Here is a 15388-nt window from a genome sequence, read left to right on the forward strand (position 1 = left end):
CTGAGCCGACAGGTGGGGACGGCGGCGGGACTGGGTACGCTGCGGGCATGCCTCGATACGACTTCCGCTGCCGCTCCTGCGGCGCCACGTTCGAACTGCGCCGCACCATGGCCCAGGCCAACGACCCCGCCGTCTGCCCCGAGGGGCACCCGGACACCGTCAAGCTGCTCTCCACCGTCGCCGTGACGGGGGCGGCCGGCGCGGGCGCCGCCCCGCAGGCGGCCTCGGGCGGAGGCTGCTGCGGCGGCGGCTGCTGCGGCTGACCTACCGGGCCGTGTCCGAGCCCTCCCGGACGCGGGCGAGGAACGAGCGCACGATCTCCTCGCCCGCCGCCACGCCGGTCTGGCTCAGCGCGGTGACCTTCGGCCCGGTCCAGCCGCTGTCGGCGAGTTCGCCGTGGCCGGGCCGCCAGCCCTCGTCGGCCGCGAGCAGCAGGTCGGCGTCGAGCAGCGAGTCGCCGGCGGCCAGCACCGAGGTCGCACCCACCCGGCGGACCACCTCCGCCAGAGCCGCGCTCTTGGTCAGCGCGGCCGGCACGGCGTACACCTTGCGGCCCTGGAGGGAGACCGTCCAGCCGCGCTCGGCGCACCAGCCGGTCAGCTCGGCGAGCCAGCCGTCCGGCAACTGCCCGCGCTCGACGACCAGGTAGGCGAACAGGTCCTCGGCGACCCGGCGCTTCAGCGTCCACTCCGGGTCGGCGCAGCGGGCCAGCCGGTCGACGACCTCACCGAGCGGGACGCCGGTCGCGGCGAGCCGCGTCCGGACCTGGGCGTCCCACGCCGGGTCGGCCGCGCCGTCGACCAGCAGCCGCCCGCCGTTGGCGCAGATCGCGTACGGCGGTCGCCAACCGTTCACCGGGCCGGGAAGGTTGACGCGCTCGTACTGGACGCGGGTGCGGGTGGTGACGGGGACGAAGACCGCCTCCCGGACCAGCTCCACCAGCATTCGGGCGGCTCGCTCGGTCATGAACGAGAGCGGCTTGGCGTCGTGCACCTCCACCGAGAGCAGCCGGGGGGCGAGGCGGTCGGGGCCGGACAGCGCCAGCGCCCGCCCGGAGTAGATCAGCGTACGGTCCAAGTCGCTTGCGACCAAGGTGTTCTGATGAACAGCCATCAGACGGCCTGCCCGTGCTCACCGACGACACCGCGGCTGTAGCGGGGGTGGATCAGGCCGACGCAGGAGTACGGCAGATCGTCCACCTCCTCCACGGGCACGCCGCGTTGGGCGGCCAACAGGCGGACGTGGTCCAGGTCGCTGCCCGCTCCGCGCCGGGCCAGCACGCGCCAGGGCACCCGTCGCAACATCACCCTGGTGGTCTCGCCGACTCCGGGCTTGACCAGGTTCACGTTGTCGATGCCGTACTCGGTGCTGATCCGCTCCACTGCCGCCCAACCCTCCCAACTCGGCGTGCGGTCCTCGGCGGTGAGCAACAGGGCGGCCGTGGCCGCCTCCTCGCGCACGGCCTCGAAGTGGTCGGCGACGGTGTCCAGGAACGCGTTCGAGACGTCCGCCCCGGCCAACTCGCCGTAGTGCTTGGCGCCGTGGAAGTCGTCCGGCCCGATCAGGTCGTCACGCAGCACGGTGCGCGAAACGAGCCCCGAGACCGTGGAGTTGAGGCAGGCCGACGGAATCAGGAAGTCGTCGCGGGTGCCGTACGTCCGCACGCAGCGGGCCGGGTCGGCGAGCACGGCGAGTTCAAAGTCGAACGGGGTGCCCTCCAGCGCGGCCGCCAGCTCCCGGGTGATCGCGCCCTTGCCCGTCCAGCCGTCCACGAAGACCACGCCGGCCGGGTCGTGGTGGGAGGCCAGGTAGCGCAGCGCGACCGGGTCGATGCCCCGGCCCCGGACGATCGAGACGGCGTAGTGCGGCACCTCGATCCGGTGCGTGGCGGCGAGCCAGCGGCGCAGCAGGATGCCGACCGGCGTGCCGGCCCGGGCCAGCGAGGCGAGAACCAGTTGCTGCCCGACACCCGCCCCCCGCTCGCGCACCAGCGTCTCGGCGACCGTGCCGACGGCCAGCGCGATCCGCCGGGCCGAGCCGCGCAGCGCCTGGTGGAAGAGCTCCTGGTACTCGGGGCTCGGCTGGTACTCGACGGGCAGCGACTCGGCGTAGTGGGCGCCGCCGGACTGGACGGCCTCCTCGCGCTCCTCGACAGGCGCCTCCAGGGCCACCTCCGAGAGGTCGGTCAGCAGCCAGCCGACCTCCTCGGAGGCGTACGAGGAGAAGGCCGGGCCGTGCAGCGGCCTCGGCAGGGTCGGAAGGTCGGTCGTGGACATCGGCAGGCTCACCTTCGAGGGTGCACTCGGCAGCAGTCGGGAAGGGGATGTGGGCGGGAGGGTGGGACGGAAGGAGGCCGGCAGGGCCCCACCCGGGACGTGCGACGGGAGCACCGCCAGCACCACCCGGTCGGTCACCTCGCGCAACTGTGCGCTCAGCCCGGCGAGTTCGGGGGTGTCGGCCGGGCCGTCGAGGACGAGGACGATCGCGTCGAAGCGCCGGGTCCGGTCGCGGCCGGGCGCGACGTTGTAGGCGTACCGCCGGCCCGGGCCGTCCGCCGGGCCGTCGTGGGCGGGGAAGCTCAGCCGGGTCCGGATCGCGTAGCCGGGGTCGTCCACGGCCAGGACCGGCGAACGGGTGGTGGTGGAGTACCTGACCTCGGCGGACTCCCCCAACTCCCCGGCCAGCGCGTCGGCCAGCCGCAGCGGGACGTACATCAGCTCCTCGAAGCCGAGCACCAGCACCCGCCGTTCGCCGCCGCGCAGGGCGCCGGCCAGCCGGGTGGCCAGCCCGGGCAGGACGGCCGCCAGCGCGGCCGCGTGGCCGGGCGTGAAGCCGTGCCGACCGCCGTCCGGCAGCCCGGCCGGCCAGGGCAGCTCGACGCGGACCAGATCACCGACCGGCCCGGACGTGGCGCCGGCGGAGCCGTCCACCGCGGCGCCCCCCGCCGCAACGGATACCCCGGCAGACGCTCCCGCGGAGACCTCGGCGACCAGCTGCCGCGCCCGCTCCAACGTCCCCTCCGGCAGCCGCACCCGGCCCTCGGCCAGCGCGACGGCGTCCACCCGCGCGCCGAGCGAGGCGGCGAACGCGGCCAGCGCGGCCCGGTCCTCGTCCCCGCGCAGGTCCACCAGCGAGGCGATCACGTACCGTTCGCGCGGGCGGTGCCGGTGCAGCGCGGCGATGGTGTTCAGGACCGTGCGCCCGGTGGACAGTTCGTCGTCGACCAGGATCAACGGGCCGTCACCGAAGAGGAGTTCGGGGTCGGATGGCAGCAACAGGTGCGCGGTGGCGTGCGAGTGCTCCTCCTCGAAACCGGCCGCCTGGGCCACCCCGGGCACCGGCCGCCGGGTGGAGTGCAGGTAGTCGGCCCCCAGGACGTCGGCGACACAGTGGCCGAGCCCGGTCGCGGTCTCGGCGTACCCGAGCACCACGGCCCCGCCCACCCCGTCGCCACCTACCCCGTCGCCGCCCACCCCGTCGCCGCCGAGCACGGCACGCACCAGCTCACCCAGCCGCCGGCCCGCGCCGTAGACCACGGCGGGCCGCTGCGGCACGTGCTTGCCCAGGACCTGGGAGACCAGCAGGTGGGCCCGCTTGGCGTTCTCGCGGACGGCGAGCCCGAGCAGGTCGGGGAGTTCGGGCGAACCGGTCAGGCCGATGCCCAGCCGGTCGGTGACCCACTGGCCGCTCCAGGCGGTCTCTTCCATCGTGCTGCTTCCTCTTGCTTTGGTTGAGCCAGGGTTGACCGAGCCGACGAGCGCGCTACCCGCAGACCCCGGCCGACAGCAGGTCGGCGAACGTCACGTCCTCGCGGGCCACACCGAACACCTCCGCCCGCCGCATCACCCGCTCGGCCCAGGCCCGGTGCGGCTTGGCCTCGTTCATCTTGTTGGTGTAGGCCGATCTCAGCACCCCGCCACCCGCCCGCTCCGGACGCAGGATGTCGCCCGCGTCGCAGTATTCCTCGTGCGTCACGACGGAGAGCGCGTGCACGGCCGGCACATGGCTGGGGTGGATGCAGGTCTTGCCCAACAGGCCGTTGGCCCTGTCGAGTTCGACCTCCCGGATGAGTCCGTCGAGGTCGTGCTCGATCAGTCGGCGGCGCACCTCGTCACGCGGCGGGGAGGCGCTGGAGAACGGGGTGCGGCGCAGCTGCGGCTTGAACATCCGCTCCTGGACCGGGAAGTACTCCCAGACCGGCCCGGTGACGGTGTATCCGGTGCCGTCCGCCCGGCCCAGCACGTTGACCACGTCGCCGATCACCGCGGCCACCAGGGCGACGTCGTACGCGGTCAGGTCGGCCGAGCGGCGCAGGCCGTACGCCGAGCAGAGGTCGGTCACCCCGAGCCGGACGGCCAGGATCCGGTTGCGGTACTTGGCGAGCAGGTCCGCCGTGCCGAACAGCTGAGCGCGCCGCGTCTCCAGGTGGGCGAGCTCGGGAGACTCCAGGACGGGCATCGCGAACAGCCGCCGTCCGCACGCGGCTTCGGCCGCGGTGAGCTCCTCCAGGAACTCCCCGCCGCTCTCCTCGGTGAACTTGGGCAGGACGAAGCCGCTGAGCAGGCCGGCGGCCGGGCCCAGCCGCCGGACCAGGTCGGTGATCTGCCGGGGCGCGCGCACCCGCACGAAGAGCAGCGGGAGCGCGGCGGGGTCGGTCAGGCCGCCGAGCTGCTCGACCAGGTTCCGTTCGGCGGCCTCGACCTCCTCGTCACCGATCGCGTCCTCCAGGCAGAGCACCATGGAGACCACACCGCGGGCGGCCTGCTTGCGGATGTCGTCGGCCAACGACGGCCGGGTGGCGGGGCTGTAGAGCGTGGCGCCCAGCGCGGTGGAAAGCGTGTCGGCCGCGCTGTGGCGGTCGAACGACGCGGGCTCCGTGAGGAAGAGCCGGCGGCGGATTTCCTTACCGAGGTGGCCGAAATGGCGCAAAGTGCACTCCCGGAAGAGTCGCGGCGGAAGAGACGGAGGGGATGACCAAGGGCAGGACTGGCGGAGATGACTGCGGAGAGCAACGGATGAGAGCAACTGGTTGAGCGGAGGAAAAGAGCGGAGTAAGCGCGGCAGAAAACACGTCCCCCCGCCGCTCGCCGTTGGTCGCTCATCGTACGGATGAAACCGACCGCGTCGAGTCCTGAAACATCGAATTTTCGGAAGATTACCTTCCACTTCATCATCGACAAACCGCTTGCGACGTCGCGCAACTATTCGAGACCCGGACACGGACTCAGTACCCCATTCACGCCCCGCGCGAAGGCGCGCACAACCGCGCGCAACCCGTCGCGGCCACACCACGCGGCGCCCGCCACCACCTGCGGCCGAACCGTGCCCACCCCCACGTTGTCCGCAGGGCCAACCAGCGTGCAGGATGGGCGGTTATGACGCACGTGATGGCGAAGGGCGCCAATATCTCGCTGACCGTGGCAGCGGTTCGCGCCGTGCTGCGCTGGGCCGACCTGCCGGGCGGACCCGACGTGGACGCCTCCGCGCTGCTGCTCGGTGCCGACGGCCGGGTCCGTTCGGACGCCGACTTCGTGTTCTACAACCAGCCCCGGCACCCGTCCGGCGTGGTGCGCCACCTGCCCAAGCAGCGGGTGCCCGGCACCGAGGAGATCGCCGACACGGTCGAGGTCGACCTCGCCAAGCTGCCGCCCGAGATCGAGCGGGTGGTGCTGGCCGGCTCCACCGAGGAGGGGTCGTTCCGCAGCGTCAGCGGGCTGCACCTGCTGCTGTACGACGCGGCCTCCCCGGCGGGTGGGGAGGCGCTCGCGCAGTTCCCGGTGACCGACGTCGAGGACGTCTCGGCCCTGGTCTGCGGCGAGCTCTACCGCCGCGCGGGGAGCTGGAAGTTCCGCGCCGTCGGACAGGGCTACGCGTCCGGCCTGGTCGGCCTGGCGACCGACTTCGGCATCACGGTGGAGGAGGACGGCCCGCAGGCCCCGGACGCGGCCGACCCGGCCACTCCCCAGGCCCCGCCTCCGCCTCCGCAACCCCCACCTCACCCCCGCCCCCGCGCCCGTCGCCGCCCCGGTCGCGGTCCCCGAGCCGCGCCAGGACCCGGCGACCTACACGCTCTCCCCCGCGCTCCCGCTCGCACCCCCGAGCATCCCCGCACCGCCCAGCCAGGCCCCGACCCAGCTGCCCGCCCCGGCCCAGCTCCCGGCCCAGCCCCAGGCGTACGGCTACCCGCCCCAGCCCGCGCCGCCCCTGAACCACCCCGCCCCGCAGCCGCCGCCCTCGTACGGCTACCCCCCGGCGCAGCCGCCCGCCTACGGCTACCCCTCCACCCAGCACCCTCAGCAGCCCCAGCCACCGCAGCAGCCCCAGCCGCCCGCCTACGGCTACCCGCCGCAGCCCGACCCGGCCGGCTTCGTGCTCCCGCCGCAGGGCCCGCAGTTCCAGCCCCGCCAGGCCCACTGACGCCCGGGCCCGGGCGGGGCTCCCGGACCCGGGAGCGGGCGCCTCACTCCTCCTTGTACCCGCGCTGCCACTGCATCCCGAAGCCGTACAGCCGGTCCAGGTCCGACTGGAATCCGTGCACGTAGCGCACCTCCCGACGGGCCATCAGCTCCCCGCCCCGGTTCTCGATCAGCACCACCGCACACGAACGGGCGGCCGGCGCCCGCTCCTCCAGGTTGATCTCCAGGCGCGGCCCGGTCGGTGGCACGATCTGGATCTGGGCGTGGGTCTGGTCGAACGCGGGCGTCCCGTCGTAGATGTAGACGAAGATCAGCAGCCGCTTGAACTGGTCCTTCTTCTCCAGGTTGATGTACATCGTCTCGCCGGAGGGCGCGCCGTACTGGTCGTCGCCGCTGAGCTTGATGTACGGCGGGCGCTGGAGGTCGCCGAAGAACTGCCCGAGCGGCTGCACCACGCCCGTGGTCCCGTCGGCGAGTTCGTACATGCAGGCGAGGTCCAGGTCCACGTTCAACTGCTCGCTCTGGTACGACTGCACCTCCAGCGGCTTCAACAGCCGTGGCTGGAGCAGCTTGCGGCGCAGCTGGCTGGTCGAGCGCTGGGACGCCCGGGCCGTCCAGTGCAGGTTGACGTAGAGGTTGCCGGTGGTGGGCCCGGAGCCGGTGATCGGGTACTGCGGCTGGGACTTGGTGAGCGTGACCTTGCCGTGCACCCCACTGTCCATCGGATTGTTCCGCTCGCCGCGCAGGTACTCCCAGACCGTGGCCATCCCGACCGCCCCCAAGCTCTCGTCATTTCCCACCCCGGCGCACCATTGTGCCCTGCTCCACCTACCCTCCAACGGGCCTGAGCCACCGTCGGCCGACCCCCCGGAATGGCGGGTGGTGCCCCCAACCCCGGCTCCCGTAACATGCCGCCCCTTCGGACGCGATATCGTCTAGCCGCACAGGTGTCCCCTCCGTCACGTACGGGTACGCTCTGCCGGCCCGTGCTCGCACGACGAGCCGTCAGGGACAGTGTCCGCGACGGGAACTGACGCCCCTGTGGTACTGCTCCGGTACCACGCATCAACCCCTGCCCTGAGCTGCGGAAAGCAGAGGCCCACCCCGCAATGACACTCACCTCCATACAGCTGGTCTGGGCCGTCGTCGGCGGCGCGGCCCTGCTCTTCACCGCCATCCTGGTCGCCACGCTGCGCTTCAAGAACACCAAGGCCCAGGAGAGCGGGGACTCCTGGGAGCGCACCGAGGAGCGCCGCCGGCGCAAGGAAATGATCTACGGGATCTCCTCCTACGTGCTGCTCTTCTGCTGCGCCGGGGTGGCGGCCGCGCTCTCCTTCCACGGCCTGGTCGGTTTCGGCACGGAGAACCTGGGGCTCAGTGGCGGCTGGGAGTACCTGGTGCCGTTCGGCCTGGACGGCGCGGCGATGTTCTGCTCCGTGCTCGCGGTCCGCGAGGCCAGCCACGGTGACGCCGCGCTCGGCTCCCGTCTGCTGGTCTGGCTCTTCGCCTTCGCCTCCGCCTGGTTCAACTGGGTGCACGCGCCGCGCGGCGGCGACCACGCCGGTGCCCCGCAGTTCTTCTCCGGCATGTCGATCTCGGCGGCCGTGCTGTTCGACCGCGCCCTCAAGCAGACCCGCCGGGCCGCACTGCGCGAGCAGGGCCTGATACCGCGTCCGCTGCCGCAGATCCGGATCGTCCGCTGGATCCGCGCCCCGCGCGAGACCTTCGCGGCCTGGTCGCTGATGCTGCTGGAGAACGTCCGCAGCCTGGACGAGGCCGTCGACGAGGTCCGCGAGGACCGGCAGACCAAGCTGGACGCCAAGCTGCGCGCCCGCAACGCCGACCGCCGCGAGCGGGCCGAGTTGAAGGCGATCTCCCGCCAGGGCGGCATGCTCTCCCGGGCCCGTGGCGGCCGCCAGGTGCCCGCGCTGACCTCCGGTGGTTCCGGCGACGGACAGCCCGCTACGGAGCCTGCGCTAGCCGCGTCAGATGACCTGAGGACCGTCTCCGGCAGCTACTCGGCGGAGCCCGCCGCCCTGTCGGCCTCGGCACACCGCACCTCCAGCATCGACCTGACGTCGGACGACGACACCCTGTCGATGCCGAAGCTGGACTCGCTCGACTCGCTGGAGCGCAAGCTGCGCGCCATCGAGAAGCAGCTCGGCTGACCCGCACAGCGCACCGCATGCGACAAGGGCCCGTCCACCTCACCGGAGGTGGACGGGCCCTTGTCGCATACAGCGGAAGGCGCATACAGCGGAAGGCGTCAGCGCTTGGCCGACGACGACTCCACCGGATCGGCCACCGGCTCCAGCGCCGCCTCGCGCTTGTTGCGCGCCAGCGAGGAGGCCAGCGCGGCGCCGATGAAGGCCACCCCGATCAGGCCGGTGACGATCTCCGGGATCTTGTGCTCGATCGAGATCAGCAGGATCGCCGCGAGCGCGCCGATCGCGTAGTGCGCGCCGTGCTCCAGGTAGACGTAGTCGTCCAGGGTGCCCTTGCGGACCAGGAAGACGGTCAGCGAGCGGATGTACATCGCGCCGATGCCCAGGCCCAGGGTGATCTGGAAGATGTCGCTGGAGATCGCGAAGGCACCCACCACGCCGTCGAAGGAGAACGAGGCGTCGAGCACCTCCAGGTACAGGAAGAGGAAGAACGCGGCCTTGCCGGCCACCTGCACGACGGACCGGCCCCGGCCGCCGCTCGCGGCCGCCTCAGCGGCCTCCTCGTCCTCCTCCTCCGCCTCGTCCTCCAGGCTGGACTCGAAGACGCTCGACAGGCCGTTCACCGCGAGGTAGGTCATCAGCCCGAGCAGTCCGGCCAGCAGCACCGTCTCGGCGTGCTCCCCGGCGAAGAAGCGCGACGCCAGTGCGAGGGTGATCAGCGCGATCACCGAGGAGAGCGCCTCCAGCTTGCCGATCCGCTCCAGCGGCTTCTCCACCCAGCGCAGCCAGTGGAAGTCCTTCTCCCCGAGGATGAAGTCCAGGAAGATCATCAGCAGGAAGATCCCGCCGAACGCGGCGATCGCCGGGTTGGCGGCCTCCAGGTGCTGGGCGTACGTCAGCCCGTTGTACGTGTGGCTGGAGTTGAGCGCGAGGTCGATCACCGTGGACGGGCTGATGTGCGCGGTGAGGCCGACCACCAGCAGCGGGAAGAGCAGCCGCATGCCGAAGACCGCGATCAGCACGCCGACGGTCAGAAAGATCTTCTGCCAGAACGGGTTCATCCGCTTCAGGACCGTGGCATTGACGACCGCATTGTCGAAGGACAACGAGATTTCGAGGATCGCGAGGATCAGCACCACGCCGAATCCCTCGGCACCCCAGATCAGTCCGGCTGCGACCAGCCCGGCGATCGTGGTCGCGAGAGACCATCCGAACGTACGGAGGAACACGGAATGAGTACCTTTCAGTGTCGAGGCGCGCCGGGGTGGTCACCCCCGTCGGCCGGAAATGATTTCCGGCCGACCCCCCACACTGCCCGTTGATTTCTAGGAAGCGCGCTCGACGCAACCCAATTATTGTACGTTTACCCCAAAATCAAGCGCGATGCCACGCAGGCCCGAGGCATAGCCCTGGCCGACCGCGCGGAACTTCCACTCGCCCTGGTAGCGGTAGAGCTCCCCGAAGATCATCGCGGTCTCGCTGGAGGCGTCCTCGGAGAGGTCGTAGCGGGCGATCTCCTGGCCCCCGGCCTGGTCGACCACCCGGATGTACGCGTTGCGGACCTGGCCGAAGTTCTGCAGCCGGGCCTCGGCGTCGTAGATCGACACCGGGAAGACCACCTTGTCCACCTGCGCGGGCACCAGGTCGAGGTTGACCACGACCACCTCCTCGTCGCCCTCCTCCCCGTCCTCACCACCGACCAGGTTGTCGCCGAGGTGCTCCACCGAGCCCTCGGGACTCTTCAGGTTGTTGTAGAAGACGAAGTACTCGTCCCCCAGCACCCGGCCACCCGAGCAGAGCAGGGCGCTCGCGTCGAGGTCGAAGGGCGCACCGGTGGTGGACCGGGCGTCCCAGCCGAGACCGATCTGCACCTGCGTCAGGTTCGGCGCCGCCTTGCTCAACGAGACGTTGCCGCCCTTGGCGAGCGTGACACTCATGCTGGCTCTTCCTCCCACTCCCCGGCGCCCCGACCTGGAACGCCGTCAGCTTCGCGGGGCCGTACCGCACGGCAGCTCAGAAGGCGTACCCACAAGATGTATGCCCTCGTGCCCCCACCCGGCCACGGCCCGGACGCTGAACTTCCTGAACATCTCGGACCCGCCGAACCTATCAAGCGGCCCACCCGCGGTTTCCCGCCACCGGCCACCCTGGAGCGGGCGCGCGGACAGGCCGTACGATCCTCCCGTTCACCAGGCGCCCGCCCGCCCGTCGACCTGACGGACGAGCAGTCGGCACCGCAGCAACGGGGGAGCCACACCATGCCGTTCCAGCCACTGGAACCCACCGATCCCGACTCCGTCGGCCCGTACCGGCTGCTGGCCAGACTCGGGGCCGGCGGGATGGGCCGCGTGTACCTCGCGCGCTCGACCGGCGGCCGCACCGTCGCGGTCAAGGTGGTGCGGGCCGAGCTCGCCGAGGACCCGGAGTTCCGCGAGCGCTTCCGCCGTGAGGTCAGTGCCGCCCAGGCCGTCAGCGGGGCGTACACCGCGCCGGTGGTGGACGCCGACCGGGACGGCCCGACGCCCTGGCTCGCCACCGCCTACGTGCTGGGCCCCTCGCTCAGCGAGGCCGTGGCCGCGCACGGCCCGCTGCCCGTCCCGGCGGTCCGGGCGCTGGGCGCCGGCCTCGCCGAGGCGCTCGCGGCCGTCCACGCGGCCGGCCTGATCCACCGTGACCTGAAGCCCTCCAACGTGCTGTTGGCCGCCGACGGCCCCCGGGTGATCGACTTCGGGATCGCCCGGGCCCTGGAGGGCGACAAGCTGACCAGCACCGGCGTAGTGGTCGGCTCCCCCGGTTTCATGTGCCCGGAACAGGCCGGCGGCGCGCCGATGGGCCCGCCCGGGGACGTCTTCTCGCTGGGCTCGGTGCTGGTCTTCGCCGCCACTGGGGCCGGACCGTTCAGCGGCTCCGGCGAGGCCTCCGGCTCGGCCGCCGCGCTGCTCTACCGGGTCATCCACGACGAACCCACGCTCAGCGGCCTGCCGGACGAGCTGTGGCCCACCCTGACGGCCTGCCTCGCCAAGAACCCGGCCGACCGTCCCACCCCGGCCGAGCTGGCCCAACTGCTCGGCGGCGGCCAGGCGCTGCGCCGCGGCGGCTGGCTGCCCTCGGCGCTCTCCTCGGACATCGCCACCCACGCCGCCACGGTGATGGACATGGAGACCCCGGCCCGCGGCGTGCCGGCCGCCGCCGATCCCCGCCGGACGGTGGACCACCCGCGCACCGAGCTGGACGCGACCGCGCCGGCCCGCGGCACCGTCCGGCTCACCGCCGCCGCCGACACCCCGGCAGCCACCGGCGGGACCTCCCGCCGCCGCCTGCTGGCCGGCGGCGGCGCCGCCCTGGTGGCGGCCCTCGGCGGCACGGCCTGGGCCCTGTCGGGCAGCGCCAAGCCCGTCCCGCACCCCGCGCCGCAGCCCACCCACCCGAGCACCTCGCCCACCCCGGCCACCACCCGCGCGCCCGGCGTGCCGCCGGTCGCCCTGTGGAACAAGCAGCTCCCGGGCGTGACCATGGGCGCCACCCCGCTCTGCGTCGGCAGCACGGTCTACTTCTACGCCGTCGGCGGCATCTGGGCCTTCGACGTGAAGTCCGGCGCCCAGCGCTGGAGCAAGCCGGACCAGTCCACCAACGGCCTGGCCGCCACCGCCGCGAGCGCCGAGTACTACGGCAGCGACCTGGTCAGCATCGACCCGGCGACCGGCAGCGTGCTCTGGACGTACTCCGCCACCCCCGCGAAGGGCGCCACCGCGCGGCTCGACCCGGACACCGTGCTGGCCGCCGACGACCGGGCCGTCTACGCGCTGTGCAGCTTCGCGCCCCTGAACGGCTCCGGAAACCCCGACCCGTCCGCCAAGGCGACACCCGGGATCTTCGCCCTCTCCCGCAAGGACGGCTCGGTGCTCTGGAGCCAGCACCGCGCCGCCACCGCGGACACCGTCGGCATCTCCGCCGCGGTCACCAAGGACCTGCTGCTCTACACCGACACCCAGAAGAACCTGGTCGCCCGCTCACTCACCACCGGCGAGCAGCTCTGGTTCGTCAACACCGACTCGCACGCCAGCTACCAGCTCTCCACCGACGGCGACCGGGTCTACTGCTCGGCCGCCGGCTACGGCCTCCAGGCGGTCGGGGTGGCGAGCACCAAGCAGGTCTGGGTGAAGTCGCCCCCGGCGGGCAGCAAGGACCTCTGGTACAGCGCCCCGGCGGTCGCGGACGGGGTCGTCTACACGGTGCTGGGCGGCATGACGCTGCCGGAGTGGAACGCCACCCCGAGCGCCGGCCCGACGGTGATCGCCTACCGGGCGACCGACGGCACCGAACTGTGGCGGCTCCCGCTGCCCAACGAGGTGTCGATGGACACCACGCCCGTCCTCGTCCAGCAGACGCTCTTCGTCTCGACCGACAGCAAGGGCATCTACGCGATCGACATCCAGGCCCGCAAGATCCGCTGGATCTACCAGGTCGGCGTGTCGACGAACGTCGCGTGGTCCTTCAGCACGGACGGCTCGACGCTGATCGCCGTTCAGGACGACCGGGTCTACGCCCTGCCTGCGGTCTGAACGCGTCGGTACGGCCGCGGCCCGCACCCTCGACCGGTCGAGGGTGCGGGCCGCGGCGTACGGCGGTGCGGCTGTCAGACGTTGACGCCGAAGTCCTGGGCGATGCCGCGCAGGCCGGAGGCGTAGCCCTGGCCGATGGCGCGGAACTTCCACTCGGCGCCGTTGCGGTAGAGCTCGCCGAAGACCATGGCCGTCTCGGTCGAGGCGTCCTCGGAGAGGTCGTAGCGGGCGATCTCCTGCCCGCCGGCCTGGTTGATCACCCGGATGTAGGCGTTGCGGACCTGGCCGAAGCTCTGCTGGCGGTTCTCGGCGTCGTAGATCGACACCGGGAAGACGATCTTCGAGACGTCGGCCGGCACGGTGGCCAGGCTGATCTTGATCGACTCGTCGTCGCCCTCGCCCTCACCGGTGGTGTTGTCGCCGGTGTGCTCGACCGAGCCGTCGGGGCTCTTCAGGTTGTTGAAGAAGACGAAGTTGCTGTCGTTGGCGACCTTGCCCTGGTCGTTGCAGAGCAGCGCGCTGGCATCGAGGTCGAACTCGCTGCCGGTGGTGGTGCGTGCGTCCCAGCCCAGACCGACGACGACCGCGGTCAGGCCGGGGGCCTCCTTGGTGAGCGAGACATTGCCGCCCTTGCTCAGGCTGACACCCACAGGATCCTCCAAGAATCGGGAGGCGCCTCGCGGCACCCCCGTAGTGCGGTCCGAGCGCCCGCGAAACGGGCTCTCCTTCCAGCCAACGGCCCGATCGTAGTGCCGGGTTCCCGCCCCGGGCATCGTTACGGCCCGGCGTGGCCGGGGAAAGGCCACAGCGCCCCTCAGAGCGCGCTGAGGGCCTTGAGGTACTCCTGCTCGTCACGGGCGTCCGGGAGGCCGTTGACGATCGACCAGCGCACCAGGCCGGCCTTGTCGATCACGAAGGTGCCGCGCACCGCGCAGCCCTTCTCCTCGTCGAAGACGCCGTAGGCCCGGGAGGCCTCACCGTGCGGCCAGAAGTCGGAGAGCAGCGGGTACTCCAGGCCCTCCCGGTCGGCGAAGACGCGCAGCGTGAAGGGCGAGTCGCAGGAGACCGCGAGCACCTGGACGTCGTCGTTCTGCAGGCGCGGCAGCTCGCGCTGGATCGCGCAGACCTCGCCGGTGCAGACCCCGGTGAAGGCGAACGGGTAGAAGACCAGGACGACGTTCTTCTCGCCCCGCAGGTCGGAGAGCCTGATCAGCTCGCCGTGCTGGTTCTTGAGCTCGAAGTCAGGAGCCAGGGTGCCGGCCTCAATGGCCATGGGTGAGACCTCTCTCAGCGGTGATCGCGGGTGATCGCATCGGTATCGCATCGGTACCGCGGCCGCCGCGGCGGCCGCCCCGGCCACATCCTCGCATTCGTCGGGGTCGATTCGGCCGAACGGGTGAGGGCGCGAGTCGGCCGAGGGGGTTTCGCCCGGGGCGAACACGATCTCCGGCACACCCGCGACCGGGCCCGGACGCGGCAGGGCCCCGCCGGAGAAAGCTCCAGCGGGGCCCTGCCGTGCGTTCCCGGAGAGTCAGCGCTTCCCGGACTTGGCTGCGGCCTTCGGCGTGGCAAGGCGGGTGCCGGCCCAGTCCTTGGCGACGGTCACCGAGCTGGTCTGGGAGAGCCCCGCGGTCTGCGCGGCATCGTTGATCTCATGCGCCTCGACGTGGCCGTCACGGCCCGTCTTCGGCGTGAGAAGCCAGATCAACCCGCCCTCGGCCAGGTACTCCTGGGCGTCGACGAGGGCATCGGTGAGATCCCCGTCCTCCTCGCGGTGCCACAGCACGACGGCGTCGGCGACGTCGTCGTAGTCCTCGTCGACGAGCTCCGCACCGGTGATCTCCTCGATGCCCTCGCGGAGATCCTGGTCAGTGTCTTCGTCGTACCCGAGCTCCTGCACAATCTGGCCGGGCTCGAAGCCCAGTCGGTAAGCCGGGTTGGACTTGTCCGCGGGGTCCGCGGTCGCGCTCACGGGAATAACCTCCAGTATTCGGCCTGGCATCGGCGCCAAGGCTGTGGCCGTAGTCCACACGGGACCGGCGGTTCGCGCAAGTACCCGACCCCCGATCCCACCCAAAGGTTGACGTGTCGTGGCAAGACACGCCGTTTCCTGTGTCGGGAATCACACCGATTTGCCCTTTTGTCGCCGGTTCGCCCATGCTGCGGATGCCGCTGGTCCGGCGGCCCCGCGAGGGGTCGTGGTGCCCGCGATGCGAACGGCATTCGAGTGCAACGCGATCACGGG

The 15388-nt window shown here is 71.8% G+C and carries 13 protein-coding genes; 4 read left to right on the top strand and 9 right to left on the bottom strand.

All coding sequences use genetic code 11. The annotated features are described in order from the left end of the window. The first annotated feature begins 47 nt into the window (after positions 1-47). Positions 48-263, top strand: coding sequence for an FmdB family zinc ribbon protein (locus BS80_RS36290; RefSeq protein ID WP_035805962.1), 216 nt, complete (start codon positions 48-50; stop codon positions 261-263). Between the two features lies 1 nt (position 264). On the opposite strand, the gene BS80_RS36295 is transcribed toward BS80_RS36290, so the two are convergent. From BS80_RS36295 to BS80_RS36305, 3 genes are read right to left on the bottom strand one after another with little or no spacing between them, the layout of a single operon-like run. Continuing rightward, a complete protein-coding gene (locus tag BS80_RS36295) occupies positions 265-1113 on the bottom strand; it encodes an HAD family hydrolase (RefSeq protein ID WP_035805965.1) in 849 nt (282 codons plus the stop codon). Next, positions 1113-3707, bottom strand: coding sequence for a phosphoribosyltransferase (locus tag BS80_RS36300; protein WP_035805968.1), 2595 nt, complete (start codon positions 3705-3707; stop codon positions 1113-1115). The genes BS80_RS36295 and BS80_RS36300 overlap by 1 nt, the downstream gene beginning before the upstream one ends. A 55-nt stretch (positions 3708-3762) precedes the next feature. Then, positions 3763-4929 (bottom strand): HpcH/HpaI aldolase/citrate lyase family protein, encoded by a 1167-nt coding sequence (locus tag BS80_RS36305; RefSeq protein WP_035805971.1) that lies wholly within the window; start codon positions 4927-4929, stop codon positions 3763-3765. A 446-nt stretch (positions 4930-5375) separates the two neighbouring features. Here BS80_RS36305 and BS80_RS40090 point away from each other — a divergent pair, with 446 nt between their 5' ends. Continuing rightward, entirely contained in the window at positions 5376-6542 is a 1167-nt protein-coding gene (locus BS80_RS40090) for a TerD family protein (RefSeq protein ID WP_232246777.1), read from the top strand. Here the strand turns inward: BS80_RS40090 and BS80_RS36315 are convergent. Further along, positions 6461-7183 (bottom strand): TerD family protein, encoded by a 723-nt coding sequence (locus BS80_RS36315; protein WP_035805975.1) that lies wholly within the window; start codon positions 7181-7183, stop codon positions 6461-6463. The genes BS80_RS40090 and BS80_RS36315 overlap by 82 nt on opposite strands. Positions 7184-7525: 342 nt before the next feature. Between BS80_RS36315 and BS80_RS36320 the strand changes: the two genes are divergently transcribed. Then, positions 7526-8584, top strand: a complete 1059-nt coding sequence (locus tag BS80_RS36320) for a DUF2637 domain-containing protein (protein WP_035805977.1) — start codon at positions 7526-7528, stop codon at positions 8582-8584. A 98-nt stretch (positions 8585-8682) separates the two neighbouring features. Here BS80_RS36320 and BS80_RS36325 read toward each other — a convergent pair whose 3' ends face one another. Both BS80_RS36325 and BS80_RS36330 read right to left on the bottom strand, forming a co-directional pair. Then, a complete protein-coding gene (locus tag BS80_RS36325; protein WP_035805979.1) occupies positions 8683-9810 on the bottom strand; it encodes a DUF475 domain-containing protein in 1128 nt (375 codons plus the stop codon). Between the two features lie 123 nt (positions 9811-9933). Then, a complete protein-coding gene (locus BS80_RS36330) occupies positions 9934-10518 on the bottom strand; it encodes a TerD family protein (protein ID WP_035805981.1) in 585 nt (194 codons plus the stop codon). Between the two features lie 321 nt (positions 10519-10839). On the opposite strand from BS80_RS36330, the gene BS80_RS36335 reads away from it, so the two are divergent. Next, positions 10840-13143, top strand: coding sequence for a protein kinase domain-containing protein (locus BS80_RS36335; protein WP_051967657.1), 2304 nt, complete (start codon positions 10840-10842; stop codon positions 13141-13143). Positions 13144-13217: 74 nt separating this feature from the next. Here the strand turns inward: BS80_RS36335 and BS80_RS36340 are convergent, their stop codons facing one another. From BS80_RS36340 to BS80_RS36350, 3 genes are all read right to left on the bottom strand, one after another. Further along, positions 13218-13793, bottom strand: coding sequence for a TerD family protein (locus tag BS80_RS36340; RefSeq protein ID WP_035805984.1), 576 nt, complete (start codon positions 13791-13793; stop codon positions 13218-13220). Between the two features lie 164 nt (positions 13794-13957). Further along, entirely contained in the window at positions 13958-14416 is a 459-nt protein-coding gene (locus BS80_RS36345) for a peroxiredoxin (RefSeq protein ID WP_035805987.1), read from the bottom strand. Positions 14417-14674: 258 nt separating this feature from the next. Further along, complete coding sequence (locus BS80_RS36350) at positions 14675-15115, bottom strand: DUF3052 domain-containing protein (protein WP_035805989.1); 441 nt, start codon at positions 15113-15115, stop codon at positions 14675-14677. Between the last annotated feature and the right edge of the window lie 273 nt (positions 15116-15388).

This window comes from Kitasatospora mediocidica KCTC 9733 (genome assembly GCF_000744225.1).
Lineage (GTDB): Bacteria > Actinomycetota > Actinomycetes > Streptomycetales > Streptomycetaceae > Kitasatospora > Kitasatospora mediocidica.

Excerpts from the sequence above, each read along its gene's own strand:
- BS80_RS36290 (WP_035805962.1), top strand. The coding sequence starts at position 48 with ATGCCTCGATACGACTTCCGCTGCCGCTCCTGCGGCGCCACGTTCGAA.
- BS80_RS36295 (WP_035805965.1), bottom strand. The coding sequence starts at position 1,113 with ATGGCTGTTCATCAGAACACCTTGGTCGCAAGCGACTTGGACCGTACG.
- BS80_RS36300 (WP_035805968.1), bottom strand. The coding sequence starts at position 3,707 with ATGGAAGAGACCGCCTGGAGCGGCCAGTGGGTCACCGACCGGCTGGGC.
- BS80_RS40090 (WP_232246777.1), top strand. The coding sequence starts at position 5,376 with ATGACGCACGTGATGGCGAAGGGCGCCAATATCTCGCTGACCGTGGCA.
- BS80_RS36315 (WP_035805975.1), bottom strand. The coding sequence starts at position 7,183 with ATGGCCACGGTCTGGGAGTACCTGCGCGGCGAGCGGAACAATCCGATG.
- BS80_RS36320 (WP_035805977.1), top strand. The coding sequence starts at position 7,526 with ATGACACTCACCTCCATACAGCTGGTCTGGGCCGTCGTCGGCGGCGCG.
- BS80_RS36330 (WP_035805981.1), bottom strand. The coding sequence starts at position 10,518 with ATGAGTGTCACGCTCGCCAAGGGCGGCAACGTCTCGTTGAGCAAGGCG.
- BS80_RS36335 (WP_051967657.1), top strand. The coding sequence starts at position 10,840 with ATGCCGTTCCAGCCACTGGAACCCACCGATCCCGACTCCGTCGGCCCG.
- BS80_RS36345 (WP_035805987.1), bottom strand. The coding sequence starts at position 14,416 with ATGGCCATTGAGGCCGGCACCCTGGCTCCTGACTTCGAGCTCAAGAAC.